Source organism: Nostoc sp. (assembly GCF_036917555.1).
GTDB lineage: Bacteria > Cyanobacteriota > Cyanobacteriia > Cyanobacteriales > Nostocaceae > Nostoc.
The window spans coordinates 1-24,133 of record NZ_JBALDD010000036.1 but is presented as its reverse complement, the minus strand read 5'-3'; the positions used below and the strand labels follow the sequence as shown (position 1 = coordinate 24,133).

The window sequence follows — 24,133 nt, the reverse complement described above, 5'->3', positions numbered from 1 at the left end:
AGACAGGGACATGCATCAATCCACTTCTAGCGCTTCTAAAGTTTTTAAAGTTACTACCTCTGCTTCAGTCAACCCTGTCACTTTAGTAATAATCATGTTTTCATAAGTGCGGGCTGGTCTTAAAGTTTGTTGACGATCTGGACTCACCGCAACTGCCCAAACACGGTTTGAGTCTGCCTTGTTCCTGCGCCCTCTTATATCCTTATCCCATTCTCCATGCCTAAAAACTTCATCCCCTTGTGGATGGAGTTTTTCATTTTGGAGCTTTCTAACTAGTCTGTCAAGTTTATCCTCAAGCTGATCAGCAGAGCCAAGGGTTATTCGTAGTTGATTTAGGATAGGTCTTACAATCAGATGAATTTGACTATCGTGGATGTAGTCTTTTGCTTGGGCTTGCATCGAAGCATAAGTCAGCAGATATTGCGGTGATTCTGTTACGATTTCCTTGCAGACTTGCTCAATCAAGCACTTTGTCACATATTCCATCACCACAGGTTGCTGTGTGAATCCTCCAGTATTGCTTTCTATCAAGCTACGCCAGCGTAAAGATTCGAGGACTGACATTAACTTAGGCTTAGGCAATATTGGTGTGAAAGCTGTTTGCAATTCTGTCGAGGAAAGCTTGCCCCGATTAATTGCCAGCCAGTACATCACTTGCTGCTCAGACGTGGAGAGTCTTTTGAACTGTTGTTCTAGAAGATTGCCAATGCCCTGAAATACAGTTGTGCCTTCGGCAAAGAAGCAGGCGATGTTACCTTCATGTAAGTCCCGAATGGAAGTGGCGGCAATTTTCAAAGCTAGGGGATTACCAGCGTAACACTCGACCAGTTGGCGGGTTTCGTCCTCGGAGCCTGATAGCCCTTTGAGTTTCAGAATTGTTTGCCCGGCTACGACTTCTAATCCTGATAAAGCAAGGGTACGGACTGGCAAACCATCACCTTCCAAGGCAGCGACTTCAGTAGGTTTTTCCCGGCTGGTAAGCAGGACAGAGCTTTGATGCCCAGTTTCTCCTAATCGCCATAGAAGTTCGCCGTAGGGTTCGTAGCCCTCACGGTAACAGCCTGTCCCTTTACCCTGCTCCAATAATGTGTCGAAATTATCCAGAATCAACAAGCATCGATATTTGCGGAGGTAATCGATTAAACAAGTAATTTGCTCATAGGGGGAAGCAGACAATGTGGTAACTTGTTGATGAGAAAGGATTTTGATGCACTCTGTCACCTTGTCGTGAAAAAAAGGTGCGTGTCGGAGCGATCGCCAAATCACATATTCAAATTCTCCCTGCAATTGTTTTGCTAACTTCACCGAGAGCGCGGTTTTGCCCATACCACCCATACCTAATAGTGTGACTACACGAGCGCGATCTCTCACAATCCATTGGCTGAGGGTTTCTAATTCTGTAGTACGTCCATAGAACTGGGAAACGTCGATTGCTTCCCCCCAATTTGTATAGTTCGTAAAGGGTTGAAAGTTTAAGGTTGAGAAGGTGTTTATGTCCTGTTGTCGCTGTGCAGTTCGCTTCAGCACTCCTTGCAAGTTATTTTTGGTAACTTTTTCGCCCAAAGCTTGAGAGAGCGATCGCCATAATTCTGAGCCAACGTCTTTGATGTGACCTGGGTCATAAGTGACTGCTCGCGCCATTTCTAGATAAGTTTTCCCTTCCCAAGCGTAGCGAAATACAATCTCTTGCGTTCTCGTTAAGCGTCCTCGTTCCAATAATTGCTCGACTATTGCGATCGCTTCTTCAACCGTCATTTCTTTCGGTAGTAATACAGTCTCACTACAATATTCACACTATAAGCTTGATTTTTTGTCAAAAGTTTACGTAAATCTACGAAAAAGAACCCGACCTTTTCCCGACCTTTTCCGACCGACAAACTTGATACTAGCCCTTTAGTATCTATGTAAGATTCAGAGCGAATCAAGAATGTAACCAAATTATTGAGGGCAAAGACATGGCTGATTACTACTTCGGCACAAGTGGAAATGATTATCAAAACTACACTGGTTCAGAAAGTTATTTTGCTTATGGTTATGAGGGAAATGATACCATCTATGGCAATACTAACGACGATTACCTCTATGGAGATGGTGGCAATGACTACCTATATGGTTACACAGGTAACGACGTCTTATACGGAGGCTCTGGTAGTGACAACTTATATGGCGGAGCTGGTAGCGATACTTTATACGGTTCTAGCTCAACTGCCTACAACAGTTATGAATATGATGTCTTAAATGGTGGCGATGGCTTCGATAGGTTTGTTTTAGGTACATCCTATGACGGAAACTATTATCAGGGAGTTGGCTACGCTACGATACAAGACTACAATCCTGCGAATGACTATATCCAACTGAAAGGAAGTGCAAGTTCTTTTTATCTTGGTACTGCAAATTATGAGGGAACTAGTGACCTTGATACACTCATATATCAGAATGATGGTGACTTGTTGGCAGTAGTTCAAGATCAGACTAATGTACAGTTAACCAGCTATTATTTTACCTTTGTCTAGTCCTACTACAGTTGGGAAATAACTCTACAGTTACAAATCTTTGATGACTTTAGAGCAACGCAATTTTAGCTCGCTCCTCAGCTTTATTTATCTGAATTTACACTTTTGTATCTACAACCAAGGAGGTTAAAAATCCACTTGCGAGTGGAGCATTCCAATTGTAGAAAAAAGTTTGATCACTCTAATTCTCCTAAGAGGTTCTTTGTAAAGTATTATTGCTAACATCTGAGCCTCAAAAACCTAACCCTCATTCCCTACTAGTGAATGGGGGTTTCAAATTCAAAGCGTTTTGACCTTTAAACTGATAAAAAATGAGCAATAAAAAATTTGCCTAAGGGGAAGCAAGCAGACATTTTTCTGGTTTTCAGCAAAAAAATCGCCCCCTGAATTCAGGAGGCGCATCACCAAGGTGGTGTAGAGACGCGAAATTCCGCGTCTCTAGTTTTAGCTAGCAACGTATTCTTTGACATTGGCACGACGGCGACGCAGATGAGCCAAAGCTTGATGCTCTAACTGACGGACACGTTCGCGGCTGAGATTTAATCTCTCTCCGACTTTTGCCAATGACATTTCATTACCATCTTCTAAACCAAAGCGCAGGGCTACAACTTCTCGCTGTTGCGGCGTTAGTTCTGCTAGCAAGTTGTTCAAGTCTTGGCGTAAGAATTCCTGGTTGGTATAATACTCTGGTGATGGGCCATCATCTTCGAGCATTTCTTGCAACTCAGTATCCTGGTTTTCACCAACTCGCACATCCAAAGACACAGGTTGACGAGCCATATTCAGATACTCACGAATCTGAGTCGGTTCTAGTTCCAGTTCTTTGGCAATTTCAGCCGGAGTCGGCGATCGCCCCAAGGTTTGAGCCAACTCGCGCTGCACTTTTTTGATTTTGTTCAGTTTCTCGGTAATGTGGATCGGTAAGCGGATGGTACGACCTTGTTGAGCGATCGCACGAGTAATTGCTTGGCGAATCCACCAGTAAGCGTAAGTCGAAAACTTATAACCCCTCATTGGGTCAAATTTCTCTACACCCCGCTCTAATCCTAGTGTTCCTTCCTGGATTAAATCCAGAAACTCCATATTCCGCTTTTGGTATTTTTTGGCAATAGCGACGACCAAGCGCAAATTCGCTTCGATCATTTTTTGCTTTGCCCGCTTACCTTGTGCCACCGTTTGTTGCACATCGGTTTCCGATTGTTGAACGTGATCGGCCCACTCTGACATCTCCGGTTCGCGTTGCAACTTCTTCGCCAAAGCTTCCTTGGCGTCAATCAGCTTCATCATTTGTTGCACTTGCTTCCCAAAGACAATTTCTTGTTCGCGGGTTAGCAGTGGTACGCGACCAATTTCTCGCAGATAGGTTCGCACCATATCAGCCGTGAATTTGGTGTTGAGGTTTTCCGTTTGGGTATTGACAGTAGGCATTGGTGCGATGTCCTCTACTTCGTAAAGATAATGTATGTTTTATTACTAAAATGGATGGAAAAAAGTAGTACATCTATCACGAAATATCGGGAGCTACCAAAATCAATTAATTAATTGATACAGCCGTTGTTAAGACGGTAAGCCCCCAATGATAGGTTCCCCTACCTTCCCTAAATTTTCAATCTTTTATAAGCACGCTGGTTATTTTGGAGAATTCTTCTCTTGGACAGTTACTAACACCGATCGGCAAAACCGAAGTCGGTATGAGTTCTACTTAACTTATGATACGATAAATCAGGCAAATAGTAAACTATCTTAAGATAAAACCTATGATTATAATTCAAAAGCAGTCGTTATAGAAAGATTTTTTAAATTTCCTTAAAATTACTCACTACATCTATAGTGACGCCAAAAACCCCTCTTCTGTTGCCGAAAACTAGCCGGATAACCGAACTTAATTTGCTGTGACAATGGAGGGATGTCACGAATTAGTCATTAGTCACTTGTACTGAGCGTAGTCATTGGCACAGCCTCTCCAAGAGTTGTATTGGTCATTTGCAAAGGACATTGAGGCACCAGCGGCTACTCTCCGAGTTCTCCAACAGAATACCCACAGGGTAGGACAACTGACAAATGACAATCTAAAATCCAAGGTCAGCTTTGGCTAGTTCAGCAGCAGCGAATACTTCTGCGTCAGGTTTTTCTTCCCAGGCTGGCTCACCAATTTCTGCGTAAAAAGTTGCGTCGTAAGGACGGGTACGCACTACTACGGGCATAGGAACGGCGTGACCCAAAATTAAGGCTTGTTGCTTCGAGTCTAGCTTTGCTAACACCGATCGCAGTCCGCTACCACCAGATACACCTGTAAAAATTGCGTCAATGTCTTTTTCATCATTCAGCAAGGCGGTAATGCGAGTCCCAATTTGCGACATAACTTCATTATCTATACCTGATGGACGTTGATCAACTACCAAAAGTGTGACAAAATATTTTCGCAGTTCGCGGGCTATAGTTCCAAAGATAGTACTTTGTACAATAGCCGGGTCAAGGAAACGGTGCGCCTCTTCAATGGTAATCATCAATGGCGTTGGGCGATCGCTAGGATTTTTGCTTTGCAGGAATTTGTCTGCTTTCTTGACATAATGCTCATGAATACGCCGGGTGATCATATTCGTCACCAACATATAAGAGAGCATATTAGACTGGGAACCAAATTCTATCACAACATTCTTCCCAGATTCCAGGCATTGCACAATTTTACTAATATAATTCTGGGGGCAAACTGCTCGCATATACTTCAAGCTATCCATCCGCAAGAGTTTGCGCTGCAATGCCATAATCGAGCCTTTGTGTCCGCGTTTCTCGTCGCAGAACATCTCGATTTCTTCGTTAGTCATATTCAGCAACTGGACAATCCAAGACTTGCCAAACTCGCTATACAAAATATTGGCGTTATCTAAGGCTGCATCAGAGAGTCCTAAATCTCGGCTACATAACTTAATATCTTCAACTTCTATTTGCTCATAGCTCAAATAAAGTTCTTGAGCATCACGCACACCCCGACGCTTTGTTGATTCTGGGTCGAGGGTATAAACTTCCACTTTACTAGGAAAAAGTTGCTTTAAGCCTTTAACTGTATTGACATTCTTACCTTCTGCAACGGCTTCCCAGCCATATTCAGAGTGCATATCAAAAATCAAGTTTACTGCCGCATTTTTACGGATAACGCCAGCTAAAAGTAGCCGTGTTAAAAAAGATTTACCAGTACCAGATTTCCCAAAAACCCCATTACTCCGTTCCACGAAGCGATTTAAATCGATACAAACTGGCACATCCATATCCAAAGGTTTACCGATGGAAAAGTTGCGTCTTTGGGGGTCATCTTCCCAACCAAATACCCGGCGAAAATCGTCAACACTTGCTTCGTAAACTTGACTAAAGTGACTAGGAATAGTTTTAACAGGCAACAATTCCATTGTCGTGCTGGTTTGTGGCACAAATGAAGCTAAACCCGTCACCGATGGGAGGAAAGGATTTGCTGATTTGCCATTTGTTGGGGAGAAAGATTCTTCAGTTTCGGGAGTGAACATCAACATCGGCGCGAGGTTGATAGTACCATAAGTACCACTTCCGGCTAAAACATCTCGTAAAAAAGTGTCTTCCCAACTGGGGGGATTAGCAATAATTCGGGCATTAGCAGCTCCCAATGCTACATCTGTCAGCATACAAAAAAAACGCGATCGCATCCCTTGCACAACAAGAAACTTACCCACCCGCATATCTTCTACAGAAATATCAGGATGCAATCGTACTTCTAAACCTTCAGTTAGAGAACCTTGAATGACCGAACCTAATGGCTGTGCCGAATTCATCTAATTAATTACACAATTGTTGGTGCGAGGTCTTATGTTGAATCTTAATTGCATAAGGCAAAAGTTGCGAATTTGTCATTTGTATTGAGTTATTCTCTCTCAATGCCCAATGCCCCATGATGGCAGTTGCTCCACTTGGGGAAACCCCAGACGCTCGCAGACTCGCTAACGCTGCGCTATCGCTTTTAGCGTCTCCCTTTGGGAGAAGACCGCACTGCCTCCCCCATGCCCAATTCCCCATTATCTAATCAATCTGAATCGAAGTTGGCGCACTTCCCGTTGATGGAGTGGTACTAATTAAAGGTTTGCGGAATTGGGTGTAAAGGCGATCGCGCCAGCTAAAGAATGGTTCATAATCTATATTCTCGGCAAAGATTGGCAATCCTTTACCTCTGATAGAAGCTGGTAAATCCAGATAGGGGCTAGGAGGAAACTTGAGCAATATCGATAAGCCAGCCACCGCTAAGTCAGCTAAAGTCGGCTCATCTCCTGTTAAATAAGGACTATCTGCCAATAATAACGTCAAGGCTTCCAAGTCTTGTTTTAAAGATGCGATCGCTGACTTGATCACATCTGGGCTGTAACCGACGCCAAAACCCAACACTGTCAGTAAGTCACTAGGTACTCCTTGAACCAGACTTTTAAATATATCTGGTGTTGAAGTGGGTAATAAAGACTTGCGGAAATTTTGATCTTGACTTATGGCAGCAAATAGTGCTTTGCGACCTTTAATGCCTATGGACTCATCCGCCCATTCTTCTATTAATAAAGTTAAACCTCGTTGTTTAGGATCTTGCGGTATTATGGGGCGATCGGGATACTCTAAGTCTAAATACTTAGCTATTTCCGTAGAATCTGCAATATATTTATTACGATCCTTTAATACTGGCACTTGTTTTTGACCAGTCAGCCGGAACAGTTCTACCTGTCCAATCCCAGGTGTTACCTCTATTTTGCGGTAATCTAGTCCTTTAAAATCTAGAATTAGGCGCACTTTCTCTGAGTATTGAGAGAGTTCCCATTGGTATAATTCCAGCATGTGTTCTATCTCTTGTAACTGGTCAACTTATTAACTTTACAATTGTATCTTTAGTTTAAGTAAATTTTATTGGTATTAGTTAGTTAATTGTTTATCTTATTGACATTAGAGTTTAACTAATCTCTGATTTTTGGCAAAATTATCGATTTTAAAAAATATTGCTTTCTGATTGATTAAAATATTGAATAACTAAGTAATTTAATTCAGCATATATATAAATATAAACCTAACTCCTTATTCGTGCGTCTTCAACAGTTACTTCAATTTTTGTCACCGTTAGCCTACGTTAAAATATTTCGGTAATTAATTTCTATGCTTTTGCTAAATAATCAATGGTCAATTCTGAGATATAGCCTTCTTTCCTATGTAATTTATGATTTATGAATCAACTATTAATTTACGTACAAGTTTGTATATAAATTGTCTATTTAAATATAATCTTTTTCCGAAGCTCATTCTAACTCATAACTTGTAGATATGAGATTTTCACACTTCCTTAGAATTTACGTGACACCAAGTGGGGCTTTTTAACTCATTTTCGTGTGATAGAGAAAATTTACTCAATTTACATGAAATATATGGTAGATATATTTCATACTTATCAGTTTGGGTGGAGGTTAAACATTTTACCTCATTAGCACAAACTCTTCTAGAGAAAAATCTTACTTCCCTCTTGAGTTAGATTTTGTGCATAGCAAAATGTTATAAATCTTTATGTAATCTGTGGACAAAAAGAAAAACAAAATTTATGAAGACAAATTACAGCAAATTCCTGACCACGTTGGTAGGCATAGCGGGATTTACTAGTTTCAGCGTCCTCATTACTTTACCATCTGATGCCAAAGAGCCACTAAATCATAACCCCAGTATTTTCAACGAAGCCTCCTATAACCAGGGTCAACGCCTTCAAGCAAAGACTCAATACACAACTGCTGAGGCTGTTTCCCAAATAGAAAAGGGCAATACCAAACGCAAATCGGTAGCACAGAATAGTGGTGGAACGCTAAATCCCAAACCAAGTATTTTCAACGAGCCTCCCTATAACCGTGGTGGTGGTAGTGTGACACCTAGTGAACCCACACCCCCTAATGAACCTACACCCCGCATCCCACGTACTATCCCACAAACTCAACCTACCACACCACCAACTCAGACACCGACTACAACTCCACCAGGGCCAGGGGCAAGCGACAATCAAGGCAAAAACTTGTTAGCGTTGGCAGAATCAAACGCTTCCTTTACCACCTTAACTAAGGCTTTGAAAGCAGCAGGATTGGCTGGAGCTTTGCAAGGCAAAGATAACTTAACTATTTTTGCACCCACAGATGCAGCTTTTGCCAAGTTGCCACCAGATGCTTTGCAAGAATTGTTAAAACCAGACAACAAAGAAATATTGCTGAAGATTTTAACTTACCATGTGGTGGCTGGTAAGGTATTGTCCGCTGATTTGAAGTCTGGCGAAGTTAAAAGCCTTGAAGGCGGCACAATCAATGTAAAAGTTGATCCTGCTACTGGTGTTACCGTCAATGATGCTAAAGTCACACAGGCAGATATCACAGGTAGTAACGGCGTAATCCACGCAATCGATCAGGTGATTTTACCTCCTGACATATAGTTGTAAGGTATCAGCACAACTGGCAACATAACTAGATTGGCATAAAGTATTAATACGTGAAAATTCCGTTCAGATGTTAATTTTGGACGGTTTTTTTGTTTGCAATCAGTTTTTGATCTTTATCTTGCATTTCTAAAAGTTCAGGAATAGTAACAAACTTATAACCCTGTTTCCGAAAGTTGGCAATAATTTCTGGTAAAGCTTGCACAGTTTTAGAGCGATTACCACCACCATCATGCATTAGCACAATTCCACCTGGCTTGGCCCTCCTAAACACATTATTAATTAATTTTGGTACAGCAGGACGTGAGTAGTCTACAGAGTCAGATGACCAGAGAATGATGGCATATTTGCTATTTCTAGCGTAACTAGCTACCCCATTGTGCATAATTCCCCCTGGTGGTCGAAATAAATTTGTTTTAATCCCTGCTACTTGATAAATCAAGTCTGCTGTGTGGTCAATTTCATAGGCAGCTGCTTGTGGATTCAAGAATTGATACCAATGATGCCAAGTGTGATTACCAATTACTTGACCCTCAGCAATTTCCCGCTTCACTAAGCCTGGATAATTCTTCACGTTTTGCCCAATCAGAAAAAATGTCCCTTTTATCTGATTTTTTTTGAGAATATCCAGTACTTGCCCGGTACTCTCAGGCCATGGCCCATCATCAAAGGTGAGCGCAATTACTTTCTGTTCGGGAGTAAGTTTTGCCGCATTAACTATTGCTCCTTGAAAACGCTGTGGCACAGTATATGAAAAACCTTTTGTTTGTACTTGTTGCTGCCAACTTCTAAGCATCATCGCTTTTAGTTCTTCAATCTTCTGCTGAATTCCAACTTTGCTTGGTAGATTGTTTACATTTATATTCTCTGTACTTTGAGCATTGGAGGAGCTTGATTTAATAAGCATCATCATGCCACAACTAACACTGCCACTCAAGACAAGCAACGTAACTAATATTTTTTGCAGACCAAAAAATGACTTATTGTCGTCCACTTCATAGCTCCTTCAAGGTCGAACCATCTTTTTTTTACAATACTTATGGCAGCTTTTTATACTCTGGTAAGCCTTGCCATACAAGCTACAGTTATGATTGGTATATTTTTTAAAGTTAGCTCCAACCCTGACTCTGAAAAAATACTTTACCCGATGGATAATCTAATATCTATAAGCAAAACCCTCAGCATGAAGGTGAGAACCTTCTTATGCATTAATTTTTATAACCTATGGGGTTTGAGGGGAATTTCAAGAACTGTAAAAGGCAAGTAAAATAATTTGTAATTAAGTTAAGTTTTGCAACGGAGATCGAGACAAGAGCCACAAAACTTGCCACTTCTTAGTTGCGAGGGACTTAACCCCCTATAATTTATTAATCCTGCCTGATTAACTATGAATCTTAATCTAGGCTAAATATTGCATATTCTATTGACGAAGCCATTGCGAAATGATGACGAAGATGTGACCTTCCTTGAGTAATGACGGTAGAGAGCAAACCTGTTAAAAAATTTCTTTGATCCCCAACCGCATAAGACGATTGAACACCATTAACTGCTGAAAATTTTGCAAATAATGCTTTAGAGTGAGTCCGAAAATTCCGCACGCTTGTTTCTGTCTCAAAAAAGGGACTTCCTATAAATCATCCATTTTGTGGGGCAAGATGCCCACCCCACAAGAGTTAACAGGATACTTTTTATTTGGAAATCCCTTACCCTTAATAGGTTACAGGTTAGACATTACATCCCGTGCAACTGCTAAAGTCTGCTCAATGTCTTCTTCTGTATGAGCAAAAGACGTAAACCCAGCTTCAAATTGAGAGGGTGCTAAGTAAACACCGCGCTCTAACATCCCGCGATGGAAGCGTCCGAATTTGGCTGTATCAGACTTTTTCGCATCTTCGTAGTTATGAACTGGGCCAGCAGTAAAGAATAAGCCGAACATAGCGCTGATTTGACCCCCGCAAGCTGCATGACCAGTTTCTTTGGCAATTTGCAGCAAACCATCTGCTAGCTTTTTAGTAATCCGTTCAAGAGACTCGTAAGTACCTGGCTTTTGCAGCAATTCTAAAGTCTTAATACCAGCAGTCATCGCCAAAGGATTACCAGAAAGAGTCCCAGCTTGATATACGGGGCCGGCAGGCGCAACCATTGACATAATATCTCGACGACCACCATAAGCCCCTACTGGCAAACCACCACCAATCACCTTACCCAAGGTTGTTAAATCGGGAGTGACGCCAAATTTTTCCTGAGCGCCACCGTAAGCAATGCGGAAGCCTGTCATCACTTCGTCAAATACTAATAACGCTCCATACTCGTGAGTCAGTTCCCGTAACCCTTCTAGGAAGCCAGCGTCAGGTGCAATAAATCCAGCATTGCCAACGACTGGCTCAAGAATGACACCAGCAATCTCGTCGCGGTTTTCTTCAAATAAAGCTTTGACTGCTTCTAGGTCATTGAAAGGTGCAGTTAGAGTGGTGCTAGTTGCTGCTTTAGGTACTCCCGGTGAGTCTGGCAAGCCAAGTGTGGCAACACCAGAACCCGCTTTTACTAGAAACGTATCGGCGTGTCCGTGGTAGCAGCCTTCAAATTTGATGATTTTGTCTCGGTTGGTGAAAGCCCGCATCAGCCGCAAAACTCCCATACAGGCTTCAGTTCCAGAGTTAACAAATCTGACCATTTCGATGCTAGGAACGGCATCGATGACCATTTCTGCCAAAACATTTTCTAGAACTGAGGGAGCGCCGAAACTGGTGCCTTTTTCTAAAGCTTCATGCAACGCTGCAATTACTTCTGGATGAGCATGACCGCAAATAGCTGGGCCCCAAGTGCCTACATAGTCTATGTATTTATTGCCATCTACATCCCAAATATATGCGCCTTTAACACGATCAAAAACGATGGGTTGTCCGCCTACAGATTTAAAGGCACGAACTGGAGAACTGACTCCTCCGGGCATGAGATTTTGAGCAGCGGCGAAGACTTCTTGTGATTTTGTTGTTTTAATTGTGGTATTTACCAAAGTTCTCTCCTAACAGTGGGCAATAAAAAGCTCTATCTTAGGATAGGGTCAAACACTGCTTAGAATTTCTATCCTATAAAATTAGCGGAACCAAAAAAATAACATTATGTTATGCAAGTCCAATGAAGACTTGACTTTAGATATTTAATTCCAAAAAATATATCAGCTAGCCTATTCTGAATGGTATCGTGAATCCATAAATTATTCTCATGAGAGCAAACTAGCTGGTATGTCTTCTAACGATTCGCGATCGCTGCATTACACTATCCCGGTTGAGAAAATTCGCTACGATGAACGGGGTCTAGTGCCTGCAATTGTCCAAGACTATCTAGATGGTACTGTCCTGATGATGGCGTGGATGAATCAGGAGTCGTTACAAAAGACTTTGGAAACTGAAGAAACTTGGTTTTGGAGCCGTTCCCGGCAAGAATTGTGGCACAAGGGAGCGACTTCTGGGCATATCCAAAAAGTGCAAAGTATCCGTTATGACTGTGATAGTGATGCGCTCCTGATTGGGGTAGAACAATTAGGAGATGTTGCCTGCCATACTGGAGAGCGCAGTTGTTTTCACCAAATAGAAGGTAAAATTATTGCACCACTGGGTGATACATTGTCGCAATTGTTTCAAGTAATATGCGATCGCCGCGATAATCCTACTGAAAGTTCTTATACCTGTAAACTATTTGCAGGTGGCGATAACAAAATTTTGAAAAAGATTGGTGAGGAAACCGCTGAGGTGGTAATGGCTTTTAAAGATGATCAAGAAGATGCGATCGCAGGTGAAGTGGCTGATTTGCTATATCATACTTTGGTTGCCTTAGCTCACCATCAAGTTGATTTAAAATCTGTATATCGCAAGCTCCAAGAACGTCGTCAGTAGAGCGAAAAAAACAACTCTCGTACCAAAAGAGTGCTGAGTAAAAAAAGCAATAATCGCGCTGGCTCAACGCCCAGTTACCGCTAACAGCACTCCTGAATGTGAGAATTAGATCACTCAGCCAAAATTCGATTCAGGTACTGTAAAATTACCACAGTGATCGCTACACTCAAGCTGAAGCATAGCCATAAACTATTAGTAATATTTTGTGGTTGATCTAATGCCCATCCACCCAAGGGATGACCAATAAAATATCCAATAGCCCAGCACAAAGCGTTGATGGAAAAATAAACCCCGCGTTGATTTTTCGGGGCTAACTCAGTCACTAAAGAGGCAGCAGATGGGGTATAAGAAACAATCGCCACAGCAAATACTCCTAATGCCAATGTTACCCAAAGCAGATGATGAGATGGGGCAGTGCCGCTTACCCAAATGAGGCCGAAACCAATTGCCCAGAAAATGGCAGAAACAGTGAGTGCAAGTGTGTGAGAGCAACGTTTTAAAATGCTGGTGACAGGCAACTGACAAATAATTGCGAACACTAGATGCCAAGCAAATAGTCTGCTAATGGTAGTTTCAGCAAATCCCTTGGCGGTACTTTCGACAAGGACAAAGTTTTTGAAGTAAAGCGGTAGGGTGCTGTGGATTTGAGAAATATAGATTGTAAAGAATATATTAACTGCTATGTAGACCAGGAAACGGCGATCGCTTAATACTGCCATCCAAGCAGCAAAATGTTCTGTCTTTTCAGATTCCTCTATCTGCTGTTGTTCAGTTTCAGCAATTCCCACATAGACAACTCCAAAAAATACCATAAAAGAGATGGCATCAATCACAAATAGCCATCGATAATTCCCAATTATCGCGATCAAAAACCCAGCCAGCACAATTCCGATCGCTAACCCAAGATTATCAGCTAGTCGAGCGATCGCAAAAGTTTCCCGGCGATTGTCAATTTGGCTAGCGTCAGCAACCACAGCTTCAGCCGCAGGCCAATAGAAACCTATCCCTAAACCGCTAATCAAGCTACCAATTACCAAAGAAGTGAAATTATTGGTTGCAGCTAAAACTAGAGAAGCAATTGCTGAAATCGCCGTCGCTAGCAACAAAGTGCGGCGGCGTCCCCAATATTCAGAATCAGCCAAAGAACCACCTGCAATCCGCCCTGCAATGCCGGAAATCGAGGCGCTACCCAAGGCTACCCCAACACTGGTTGCAGATAAACCAAGTTGATTGACAAAAAATATGGGCGCATAAAACAGGGTAAAGCCGGTACCAACTTCCGAGAGAAATCTACCAATTGCGAAAATCCAGACTTGGGGATGTATCGAGGGCAACCACGATGATGACTGAGATTGAGAAGCTAATTTCATGAGTTTAAATGTCATAGTTTGATGACATTTTGGTAATTCTTATCATTGGCTACTATTTTCCTCACTTATTCCACAGGGTTTCCACAGGGATTTTAGCAGTTTTCCACAGGTGCTATACGAGCTAATAGGCTTCTTGCTGTCTTACTGGGGATTGTTAATTACAAGTAGCAAAGAAGTTTAAGGACTGAGTTTTTATGAAGTAAAGTAACAAAAAATCGACTTAAATCCCGATTCTTTCGTTCACATTTATTTTTTATACAATCGTTTTTAACATTTCGCAGCATTGACAAACCCACCCCCTCTTGGCGCACAATGATGCGGCTTGCTTTTATAATCCTGTTCAACCGTTGGCATTAAATGTGTAAAATATATTACCACCAGATGCCAGCGTAGATTGTCGGGATAGCGAAAGAGCGTGTGAAGCCCTAAACCGCTTTACCGCAAGCAACTTGTCCCTCTTGATTATCCTCATAGGAGGAAAATCTCATGAAATCAACGGTTAGTATCTTTACAGAAATTCCTGAAACACTCCACGAATCCTTAAAAAACTACTTAGAAACCCATCCCGATTGGGATGAAAACAGAGTATTGACGGCGGCGCTATCATTATTTTTACTCCAAAATGGAGATAGCGATCGCCGTGCTGCGCGAGTCTATCTGGAAACTTTGTTTCACCACTCCACAGTAGAAATGCCCTGTACCGACTCACCAGCAACAGCTAATTTACTAGACACCCCATAGGTACTGGTATGAAGGGCGTTATTCCCCTATTTATTAATGGGGCACGGCATACCGTGCCCTATTAACGGGATTTTAAGCTAATAGCGATCGGCAATATTACAATAAAAAAGATCGGTAGATTCCGATCCATAAAAAAGTTCTAATAATTTCTCTTGTTGCCAAAAGTAGTTGGTAATAGGGCGGAATTTACCTTTGTTTTCAGTCTCCGACTGGGAATACCTATTTTGAGGCTGCCGCTTCCCTGACTTACAGCAGCAGCCCAATGATTAGCATTTCCAGACAGAGGCTAGAAACGGGGTTTTAAGGGGACTTTAGCTGAAGTTGACTACCAATGCACTAGCTATGTACCCGATGAACTCCAATCTAAGCACCGTTATATTTACCAAAACGGTAACATACCAAGAAATATTTTCCAGTAGACTCTCTCCCCTGTCCACTATCTTAAATAGATAGATAAATAAATATCTCAAATAACTCTTTGGTCTGTATTTGAGGAATATCTATTTATTTTGATTGTCTAAATTTGTCTGTTACTAAAGCCAAGAGAATTCACCAACTACTACCCCAAGAGTTTATAGTCAAGAGTTAAAAAACTCTAGACTATAAACTCAGGATTTGCCTTCCAAGTGCTGGGGGTGAGCAGCAGATTCAAACTTATAACCTACGCCACGTACAGTTTGAATTAATGCTGGCTGACTAGCATCAATTTCAATCTTCTTGCGAATTTGGCCAATATGTACATCTACAACCCGCTGGTCGCCGACATATTCATAGTCCCACACCTCTTGGATTAGTTCTGCCCGCCGCCAAACTCGACCTGGATGACTAGCTAAAAAATGCAATAAGTCAAATTCCAGAGCAGTTAAGGGTACTGCTTGGTTATTAAGTGCTACCTCCCGTCGCACTGGATCAATCATAAGTTTTTCAAATACCAAACGTTTCTGCTCGGCCGTAGTTATCACTCGCTGACGCCTCAAAATAGCTCCAACTCGGACTTCTAGCTCTCCTAGCCCAAAAGGCTTGGTGAGATAGTCGTCAGCACCTTTAGCAAAGCCGCGAATTTTATCAGCTTCGTCAGCACGGCTAGTCAACATCAAAACAAAAACACCATTACGACTTTGCATCTCTTGGCAGAGGTTAAACCCTGTGACATCTGGTAAATTCACATCTAGAATCACCAAATCAGGGTTAAATTGCTCAAATAGAGTTAAGGCTGTCTTTCCATCTTCGGCAGCCTCCACCTGATAGTTCTGCTTAATCAAAAAGCGTTGGATTAAATTCCGAACCGCAGGGTCGTCGTCAACAACAAGAATCTTGGCAGGAGCCATGACCATTACTTTGCACAAAAATTCGTAAGATTAACAAGAGAGTTGCGTAAAAACGCAGTTGCCACTTTGGGATTAACTAAGAATCTACATGGCTACGGTATAAGAATCCTGATCGTTCAAAAATAAATACTCTAATCAGGATTATGGGCAATGAGAAGGCGAAACTTCTATTAGCCAACAGTATATAAGCGCTCTGACTTTAACTGCAACCGTTCTTGATAGCAAGACACCTTCTTGATCCCAGTTAGGTGGTAACTTAAAACGTTTCAATTTTAAATCGATATGTGGATATATACCACAAGCGATTATTCAGTATAATTAAAAAAAACTCTTTTAGGGCACAGTAAGTTGCCAAATTTGAAACAGTAAAGTTGATTTTTTCATAAAAACCATGAATTTTAGGTACTCTCCGTTCAAATTCTAGATTAAAGCTAGAATTAGACAACGACATGAGGGTATACACGGAGTTATAACGATATGTTAAAGTGACTATAGTTGAAATTACAAAGTCGATCAAACTAACCCGTGCTACTATCCTGGTAGGGCATATAAATAGGTCGAGACTTTAGTTTCGATCAAAATAAGACCTAAAGCTGTTTTTTATTCGATAAAAGACTGCCGCTGACTGAGGCTGAAGTAACAAACTCCCATGAGCGATCAAAATCCCTACGAAAAACTTGGGGTATCAGAAGAGGCTAGCTTCGATGAAATTCAGGATGCTCGTAATCGCCTATTCGAGCAACATAATGGCGATGCCAAGCATTTAGAAGTGATTGAGGCGGCTTACGATGCGATTTTAATGGATCGCTTACGGATGCGCCAGGAAGGTAAAATCAAAGTCCCTGAGCGGATACGGTTTCCAGAGTTGCGAGTGCAATCGCCTCCTAAAGAAAGTCCAACCCCTCGCGAGCAGTCACCTGCATGGCTGCAACGGATGCTGGATCAGCCAACGCCTGCGGATATACTCTTACCAGGAGCTTGGTTTCTCGGTTTGAGTTCTATTAGCCTGTTCTATCCAGAGGGAGGCGATCAGATTTTGCAGTTAGCATTGGTGGTTGGTGTAGGCACTAGTATTTACTTTCTTAATCGTAAGGAAGGCAAATTTGGCCGAGCAGTTTTGTTCACCCTGGTCAGTTTAATAATTGGCCTAATCGCTGGGGGACTAGTTGCTAGCTGGCTCTTACCACAAATATCATTTATTAGTCTGGAAACGAATCAGTTCTCTACTGTAGTGACGTTTATATTGTTGTGGTTAATTAGTAGTTTTCTACGTTAAACCACTCCTGTAAGCAGGTTTCTATAAAGAAGACATAGTTTATATGTGTTCTTCTGAGATAAAAAAGTCAGGAGTCAGAATACCTATTCTGACTCCTATTTTAATTTGCAACCCGAATGCTGATTAATTAAATCTGTTGCAGCTACAGAGCCTTTTTAAACAAGGTGTTTAGCTTTTAGAACTATATCTACAGCAGCGCTAAAATCCTTAACGATTAAGTCGGGGTGGTAAATTTCTAGTTGGGTGCGATCGCGAATTCCAGATTCCACAGCCATCACCTTAATCCCATAATTTTTAGCTGCGGTAATATCGGCTTCTGTATCCCCCACCATCCAGGTATCAGCAGACGGGGGCAATTCTTTTAATGCCCTAGCCATCAACAAGGGCTTATCTTCAATATCGCGAGTTTTAACGTAGTCGTTAGTCAGGCAATAACAACGATTTTCTGGGAAAAATCTCCCTAAATCGTGTTTTTGGAAGGCATAATCTAGTTCCCGAAATCGGCGCATCGTCATCACTGCCAAATCAATTCCAGCTTGTTGAATTTTTAACAATGCATCCACAGCACCAGGGGCGAGAGTGTCATAGTGAAAGTAAGGTTCTGTATGCACTGTTTGCCGCCGCAACTGGGCGAATTCTTGGGCTTGGGCTTCGTCTAAGCCAGAATTTAAGGCGATTTGTTTTTCAGGAACCCGCGATCGCTTTAACTGCCAAAATTCTGCTTTCGGAAGTTCTTGCACTACTTGATCTGGGCGACGGGTTTTATCTAAGCAGAATTGATAAACGCGGTAGTACCGTTCGGAAACATCAATAATTGGGCCGTCGAAGTCAGTAATCAGTCTTAGCATCGGCGGAAAATGTTAATTTTTATTAAAATTATCTCAGATGTATGGCTATTTTTGGAGACTATCAAGTTTAACTAAGGGTTTTTTTGTAAACTCTTTTTAAGAAAGTATCGACGATGACCTGGAGGAAAATCTTCTAACTCTCCAAAAACTCGGATCGAGCAGATAATTCCTTTCATGAGCTTACCCTACGCTCATATCTATACCTGTAAACTCCAGTTATGTACGCAAAAACCCATGATTTTTTGTTCAGGATTATCTTCTAGAGATTCTTCTGCACCATAGAAGGCAATACCTTTAACATGAGATGATTCAGAAGGATAATGCATTTCATCCCCGCTATCATATTCAAGTTCAAGATACTCGCTTAAATCCGAAACCTTAGAGCCGATTTCAAATTTATCAAAAAACTTTCCTTGGTAGCCCTCAAACACAAAAATCTCGAATAGAATATCATCTGAATTGAATTCAATAAGTACAATCCTGTCTTTATAATAGAAAACTTTATGTCCATCTAACTTCTCAGAATCTGAGCAGATTTTCTGACAGATCCAGCCATCCGACTTAGATAAAGCTTCGTTGATATTAATTGATTTCAATCCTTTTTCTCTCTTCTCTCTTTCTTCTTGGAGATTGACAACCAGATTAGGTTCGCTAAGATCAGGTATTGATGAAAGATGTTGTCCAATACTAAATCCTGCTGCGGAAACTCCAGGGATAATTTCAGCCCACAAATCAAGTCTGGCCATTAATTTGTCTCCTCTCCAATAACTTTAAATTCTTTATCATTAGAGACTATTTATAAAGTAAATCTTTAGATGACTAGACGACGTAGCATAATACGAGTCAGAACGGCATATATGGCAGCCTCACTCATGGCGTATATTGCTAATCTCTAATCTTGCCTACATTGAAATCCTGAAGTTGCTTATCTACAAAATCAACTTCTTTGGAGTCTGGCTGAATTTCAATTGATATTTTGTACTCAGGCATCATTACAAAGTACCGCGTTTGATTTGTTCGCTTTCAATAGCTTCAAATAAGGCGCGAAAGTTACCTTCGCCAAAACCTTGAGCTTGGAAACGGCGTTCAATAAACTCAAAGAAAAATGTCGGCTGTTCAAAAATGGGCTGAGTGAAAATTTGCAGTAGTAGGGGCGCGGTTTGTTTTGTCCCTACGGGAGTATATTCTTGCCAGTCCACCAAAATTTCCTGTTGAGCGATCGCTTCTAATTCTAAGGGTGATAGTGTAAGTCCTGGTCGCTGTTTTAGTTGCGAGTAGTAGGTTTGGGGAACCGAGAGTAAAGATAAACCACTGGCACGAAATTTAGTGATCGCACTCACAAGATTAGTCGTCCGCAAGGCAATATGTTGAATTCCTGGCCCCCGATTGACATCTAGAAATTCCTGAATTTGAGAATTCCTGGAAGCTGGTTCATTAATTGGCAATTGGACGCTACCGTTATGTGAAACCATCACCTGGCTGTGTAAAGCAGAGCGATTGGTTTTAATTTTAAATGCCTGCTGGGGTTGAAAATCTAGGATTTTCTCGTACCAACCCACAGCACGCTCTAATTCACCAACTGCCACGTTCAGCACTATGTGATCTATGGCGGTAAAAGTGTTGTCATTTGTCATTTGTTCTTCGTCATTTGTGTTAGTTACAAATGAAGACGGACAAATGACCAATGACCTTTCTATCAAAGTATGAGTCAATCCACCCCAGGCGGCAATTTTGCCACATTTGATGAACGCCGTACCTACCTGGCGTTCCTGGATGGGTTGTAGGATTGTAACACCATGTTTTTGAGCTAGGGCGATCGCGCCTTCGACATTTTCGATAGCAAAAGCGACATCTGCCACACCAGGTGGATATTGACGCAGAAACTCAGCTACTGGACTTGTAGGCAACAGTGGTGAAGACAGAAAAAAGCAGACATCACCATTTTTCACCACTTCTGTACAAGTGTGAAATGAACTGATGCGATCGGCTACAGCTTGAAAACCAAGATGGCGTACAAACCAATCCCGCCACACTTTGGCGTCTTCTACATAGAAATGAACGTGATCAATTTTCATAGATATTGAAAATCAAGCATAACAGTTTATATATCTGTAAATTTTGCCTTTTTTGCTAGATTTTCACGTCTTTCCTAAGCAATAATTATATAAGCTTACTCCCACTCTAAAAAAACAAATGACTATCAGGTTGAATGTTAATTTCCATTGGCACTGCTTGCGGTTCGGCAGAAAGGGCAAAGAAAATTGCATTGGCAGCAGTTTCAGGACTGAGCATTTTTTTTCGGTCTACTTTTAGGTTGACGTTATCCCAAAAAGGAGAATCTACCCCACCAAAGTAGAATAGCGTGAACTTGATACCAAAACGCTTGAGTTCCTCTGCCATGCACTTGCTAAAACCGACAACACCAAACTTAGAAGCAGAATAAGCTGCTGCCATCCCCATCGAATGCTTGCCTAGAATTCCTACCACATTACAGATGTAACCAGACTTGCGCTTTTGCATCTCTTCAGCAGCCGCCTGAGTGGTGTAAAAACTACCTTTTAAGTTGACATCTAACATCTTGTCTAAATCAGCGGGTTCCAGGCTGTTGTAGGGCTTGAGTATACCAGCACCAGCTGCATTCACTAAAATATCAATTTGACCAAACTCAGCGATAGTCTTTTCTATCAAAGTATCTACCTGTTGAGGGTCAGTAATATCAGTGGCAACAGTCAAAACTTCTCCTGGTAAATCAGCAGCCAGTGTGGTTAAACGAACTGTATCTCTGGCAGCTAGTACCAACCGAACTCCGGTAGGCGCAAGTTTGTGTGTTAAAGCTGAACCAATACCACCAGTAGCACCGACAATAACAACAACTTTATCCTGCATTGTATTATTTACATTTCTTTACATCTTTTTACATAATACAGAATTACAGGCTCAGGTTGTAGGTAGACATCTAGAAAGTATCTATTCAGAGAGTAGCGGCGTTACTTCATATTCCTTGCCACTCGCCTTTAATGTAAATGTGGGAGATGATTCTAAATATTTGGTAAAATTGAAACCTAACTTTAATTTTTTAATAATTGAATTAGGAGATTCTCCGGTTATTCTCCGTAACTCTGAGCCTAGCTTAGACACAGATAATTTAGTTTGGGGAGACTTTATTTGTATATCTTGAATGATTTTTAATAAGAATTTATCTAATGTTTTTTCATTAGGAATTTCCGCAGTATCTTCTTTTTGTTCTTGAATAGATTGTGCAGATGACTTATCTATAACAGGTATTATTTCCTGAATTTCTGGTTGTTTTGTATTATGTTTAATATTGATATTGGCACTTTCTTGAAATAAAGCTGCAATAGTTGCTAAACTGTGTAATCGAGTATTGATTAAATTTTGTTCATTTTTCATTAAATCTTGAATTTGCTCAACCACTTTTTCCAAGGATGGGACTTCTGTTGCCATTGCTAAAGAATAATGAGTTAATTTGCCAGTATTTCGGTTTTCTATATGCAAAGTTTGCCCTTGTCTGCGTACCCAATAGACAATTAATCCTTGGTTTTGGAGTTCGTTGCAAAGGTGAATTAAAATTCCATCGTTAGAGCAGACTAATATTTCTTTAACTGTTGGATAAGAGCGTGAAACACAAGCACCGAAAGCGATCATTTTTGCATCAGCACTATCCTTACCCTCTGGCACGTGGACAAGTTGATAGCCACGGTTATATAGTTCAATATCTTGCTTTCCAATACTTGGATTTTTCCAGTTAGTAAATGCCATTTTAAATTGGAGAGGATACTTGCAGACACTAGCTAAAAATAATTCTGAATTAATATCTACTTTTAAGTTTTCTCCATCCAAAAGTAGAAGTGATATTCCTGTTTCTAATTGATGTTTTATTTCAGTTGTTTGTTTAATTTTTTGGATAAATTGGCTGAAAGTAGCAGATTCTAACCAACTAGGCGATAATATCGTTTGCAGCAGTTGTTCAGCTAATGTCAAACTAAAAGAGCCAAGACTTTTCTCTGTAATTTTTTCTTCTGGCAGGTTTTTTAATAAAGAAAGTTCTGTCGTTTCAGCCGTAGATACTTTAGTATGTCCGTTGCTGTTAGCAAGCAAGTCAGTTTCTAAGGAACGAGAGAATGAAGGCTCAAGGAATTGTTTACCACAATTTTGCAGAGGTAACTTTGCTTGTCATTCCGACGACCATTTTTATGATATGAAGTAGATTCGCACCGGGGACATTTCATTTTGTGATTCAGGTGATCTAGAGCAAATACTTGTCTTTAAATATATAGTATAAAAAAATACTGTCAATATCAGATCGGATTGCCCAACACCAGAAAAACTTAAAGCAAGCGGAAATTCAATTTAACCCCTTACTTTTGCTTGCACCATGTAGTAACCCTCTGAATAGCGAGAATTTAAGAAACACTTCAACAGACGCGAGCAGAAACATAGTCGCGCGTGCGAGAATCCACAGGGTTAGTAAAGATTTTATTTGTAGTACCAAATTCAACCATTTGAGTAATACGATTTTCATTACTATAAAAGAAAGCGGTAAAATCACATAGGCGAGTAACTTGCTGCATATTGTGAGTAACAATCACAATTGTCAACTCAGAACGCAAGTTATGGATCAAATTCTCAATTTTCATACTACCCATAGGATCAAGACCTGTACAAGGCTCATCCATCAAAAGAACATTCGGCTTGACCGCTAAAGCACGGGCAATACATAATCTTTGCTGTTGACCGCCAGAAAGCTCTAAAGCAGATTTGTGCAGCTTATTTTTCACTTCATCCCAAAGTTCGGCAGCTTTGATGGCAGATTCAACAATTCCATCTAATTCTACTTTCGGATGCCAGCCAACTAATTTCACCCCATAAGCAACATTATCGTAAACGCTCATGGGAAAAAGATTTGGTTTGGGAAAAACCATACTAACTTGGCGACGTAAGCGATTGATATTGACACGACGCTCATAAATACTCTGCCCAAAAAATTCTACTCTTCCTTCAACCCTCACATCTCCTTCTAATTCACTCATGCGATTTAACGATTTAAGAAAAGTAGACTTCCCACAACCACTAGAACCAATAATTGCCGTGACTTGGTTTTGATAAATATCCATTGACACGCCTTCAACTATCTTTTTAGTTTCGTAATAGAAGCTGAAGTTTTTGACTCTGATGGCTGGAATTAGTTTACTCATATTCTCAAAACGTATGAAACAAAACTTGACAAACTAAAACAGTACAAATCAGCAATGCTGTTTTACTATGTTACTCCCAAAAGGATATATTCATGGAACTTACGTAGCTATACAGTAGCCATGCAGCAAAGAAAGTGTTACTAGATATTTGTATCAAGGCTGTGTTTCAAAATGTATCTTTTACAGACTTTTTATACCCATCTTTTGCAGCTTGACCTATATACCATCCTTGCTTATGAAAAAGGATTAGGTCTAGTTCGATTTAAAATAGTGACGTAGAAATCAAAATACGAATATCATACAGCAGATTTCAAGTTGGTAAGGTACACAAGCAAAGTCTGTAACCCAGATATAAAGGGTGTTTTACTCCTAAATTCTGAATTTCCCTGTATATAACCCTCTTTTGTTACCTTCGGGGAAGAAAAATAGGAGAAGATTAGCTAGCTATAGAGAAATGAATCGGAGAAGCTCGAAAACCATTCATCAAT

General features: G+C 40.9%; 19 protein-coding genes and 1 pseudogene. 5 read left to right on the top strand and 15 right to left on the bottom strand.

Annotated elements, in window-relative coordinates; genetic code table 11:
* Positions 1-15 precede the first annotated feature (15 nt).
* The gene (locus V7K60_RS14805) at positions 16-1,755 is read right to left on the bottom strand and encodes an NB-ARC domain-containing protein (RefSeq protein ID WP_334926633.1); all 1,740 of its coding nucleotides are present in this window, start codon (positions 1,753-1,755) and stop codon (positions 16-18) included.
* Between the two features lie 200 nt (positions 1,756-1,955).
* Here V7K60_RS14805 and V7K60_RS14800 point away from each other — a divergent pair, with 200 nt between their 5' ends.
* Entirely contained in the window at positions 1,956-2,513 is a 558-nt protein-coding gene (locus V7K60_RS14800; protein WP_334926632.1) for a calcium-binding protein, read from the top strand.
* A 444-nt stretch (positions 2,514-2,957) separates the two neighbouring features.
* Here the strand turns inward: V7K60_RS14800 and V7K60_RS14795 are convergent, their stop codons facing one another.
* From V7K60_RS14795 to V7K60_RS14785, 3 genes are all read right to left on the bottom strand, one after another.
* Entirely contained in the window at positions 2,958-3,941 is a 984-nt protein-coding gene (locus V7K60_RS14795) for an RNA polymerase sigma factor, RpoD/SigA family (RefSeq protein WP_334926631.1), read from the bottom strand.
* 641 nt (positions 3,942-4,582) lie between these two features.
* Positions 4,583-6,313, bottom strand: coding sequence for an ATP-binding protein (locus V7K60_RS14790; RefSeq protein ID WP_334926630.1), 1,731 nt, complete (start codon positions 6,311-6,313; stop codon positions 4,583-4,585).
* A gap of 244 nt (positions 6,314-6,557) precedes the next feature.
* The gene (locus V7K60_RS14785; protein WP_334926629.1) at positions 6,558-7,352 is read right to left on the bottom strand and encodes a glutathione S-transferase; all 795 of its coding nucleotides are present in this window, start codon (positions 7,350-7,352) and stop codon (positions 6,558-6,560) included.
* A 748-nt stretch (positions 7,353-8,100) separates the two neighbouring features.
* Between V7K60_RS14785 and V7K60_RS14780 the strand changes: the two genes are divergently transcribed.
* On the top strand, positions 8,101-8,967 hold the full coding sequence (locus V7K60_RS14780) for a fasciclin domain-containing protein (protein WP_334926628.1): 867 nt from the start codon (positions 8,101-8,103) through the stop codon (positions 8,965-8,967).
* 76 nt (positions 8,968-9,043) lie between these two features.
* Here the strand turns inward: V7K60_RS14780 and V7K60_RS14775 are convergent, their stop codons facing one another.
* Together V7K60_RS14775 and hemL are read right to left on the bottom strand one after the other, a co-directional pair.
* Positions 9,044-9,964, bottom strand: a complete 921-nt coding sequence (locus V7K60_RS14775; protein ID WP_334926627.1) for a polysaccharide deacetylase family protein — start codon at positions 9,962-9,964, stop codon at positions 9,044-9,046.
* A gap of 723 nt (positions 9,965-10,687) precedes the next feature.
* Positions 10,688-11,986: a glutamate-1-semialdehyde 2,1-aminomutase gene (gene hemL, locus V7K60_RS14770; protein WP_334926626.1), complete on the bottom strand. Its 1,299-nt coding sequence runs from the start codon at positions 11,984-11,986 to the stop codon at positions 10,688-10,690.
* A gap of 229 nt (positions 11,987-12,215) precedes the next feature.
* Between hemL and hisIE the strand changes: the two genes are divergently transcribed.
* Complete coding sequence (hisIE, locus tag V7K60_RS14765; RefSeq protein ID WP_334926625.1) at positions 12,216-12,866, top strand: bifunctional phosphoribosyl-AMP cyclohydrolase/phosphoribosyl-ATP diphosphatase HisIE; 651 nt, start codon at positions 12,216-12,218, stop codon at positions 12,864-12,866.
* A 110-nt stretch (positions 12,867-12,976) separates the two neighbouring features.
* Here hisIE and V7K60_RS14760 read toward each other — a convergent pair whose 3' ends face one another.
* On the bottom strand, positions 12,977-14,251 hold the full coding sequence (locus V7K60_RS14760; RefSeq protein ID WP_334926624.1) for an MFS transporter: 1,275 nt from the start codon (positions 14,249-14,251) through the stop codon (positions 12,977-12,979).
* A 471-nt stretch (positions 14,252-14,722) separates the two neighbouring features.
* Here V7K60_RS14760 and V7K60_RS14755 point away from each other — a divergent pair.
* Positions 14,723-14,914, top strand: a pseudogene (locus V7K60_RS14755) (DUF2811 domain-containing protein); the annotation flags it as partial.
* A 671-nt stretch (positions 14,915-15,585) separates the two neighbouring features.
* On the opposite strand, the gene V7K60_RS14750 reads toward V7K60_RS14755, so the two are convergent.
* A complete protein-coding gene (locus tag V7K60_RS14750) occupies positions 15,586-16,305 on the bottom strand; it encodes a response regulator transcription factor (protein WP_334926623.1) in 720 nt (239 codons plus the stop codon).
* Positions 16,306-16,954: 649 nt separating this feature from the next.
* Between V7K60_RS14750 and V7K60_RS14745 the strand changes: the two genes are divergently transcribed.
* Positions 16,955-17,581, top strand: a complete 627-nt coding sequence (locus V7K60_RS14745; RefSeq protein ID WP_334926622.1) for a CPP1-like family protein — start codon at positions 16,955-16,957, stop codon at positions 17,579-17,581.
* A gap of 155 nt (positions 17,582-17,736) precedes the next feature.
* On the opposite strand, the gene V7K60_RS14740 is transcribed toward V7K60_RS14745, so the two are convergent.
* From V7K60_RS14740 to V7K60_RS14715, 7 genes are all read right to left on the bottom strand, one after another.
* Positions 17,737-18,429: an HAD family hydrolase gene (locus V7K60_RS14740; RefSeq protein ID WP_334926621.1), complete on the bottom strand. Its 693-nt coding sequence runs from the start codon at positions 18,427-18,429 to the stop codon at positions 17,737-17,739.
* Between the two features lie 197 nt (positions 18,430-18,626).
* Positions 18,627-19,175, bottom strand: coding sequence for a hypothetical protein (locus V7K60_RS14735; RefSeq protein WP_334926620.1), 549 nt, complete (start codon positions 19,173-19,175; stop codon positions 18,627-18,629).
* 246 nt (positions 19,176-19,421) lie between these two features.
* A complete protein-coding gene (gene hppD, locus V7K60_RS14730; protein WP_334926619.1) occupies positions 19,422-20,504 on the bottom strand; it encodes a 4-hydroxyphenylpyruvate dioxygenase in 1,083 nt (360 codons plus the stop codon).
* A gap of 106 nt (positions 20,505-20,610) precedes the next feature.
* A complete protein-coding gene (locus V7K60_RS14725; RefSeq protein ID WP_334926618.1) occupies positions 20,611-21,315 on the bottom strand; it encodes an SDR family oxidoreductase in 705 nt (234 codons plus the stop codon).
* A gap of 81 nt (positions 21,316-21,396) precedes the next feature.
* On the bottom strand, positions 21,397-22,548 hold the full coding sequence (locus V7K60_RS14720; RefSeq protein ID WP_334926617.1) for an NYN domain-containing protein: 1,152 nt from the start codon (positions 22,546-22,548) through the stop codon (positions 21,397-21,399).
* Positions 22,549-22,556: 8 nt separating this feature from the next.
* On the bottom strand, positions 22,557-22,679 hold the full coding sequence (locus V7K60_RS35280) for an IS1/IS1595 family N-terminal zinc-binding domain-containing protein (protein WP_442944404.1): 123 nt from the start codon (positions 22,677-22,679) through the stop codon (positions 22,557-22,559).
* A gap of 186 nt (positions 22,680-22,865) precedes the next feature.
* On the bottom strand, positions 22,866-23,645 hold the full coding sequence (locus V7K60_RS14715; protein ID WP_334926616.1) for a phosphate ABC transporter ATP-binding protein: 780 nt from the start codon (positions 23,643-23,645) through the stop codon (positions 22,866-22,868).
* Positions 23,646-24,133: the final 488 nt, after the last annotated feature.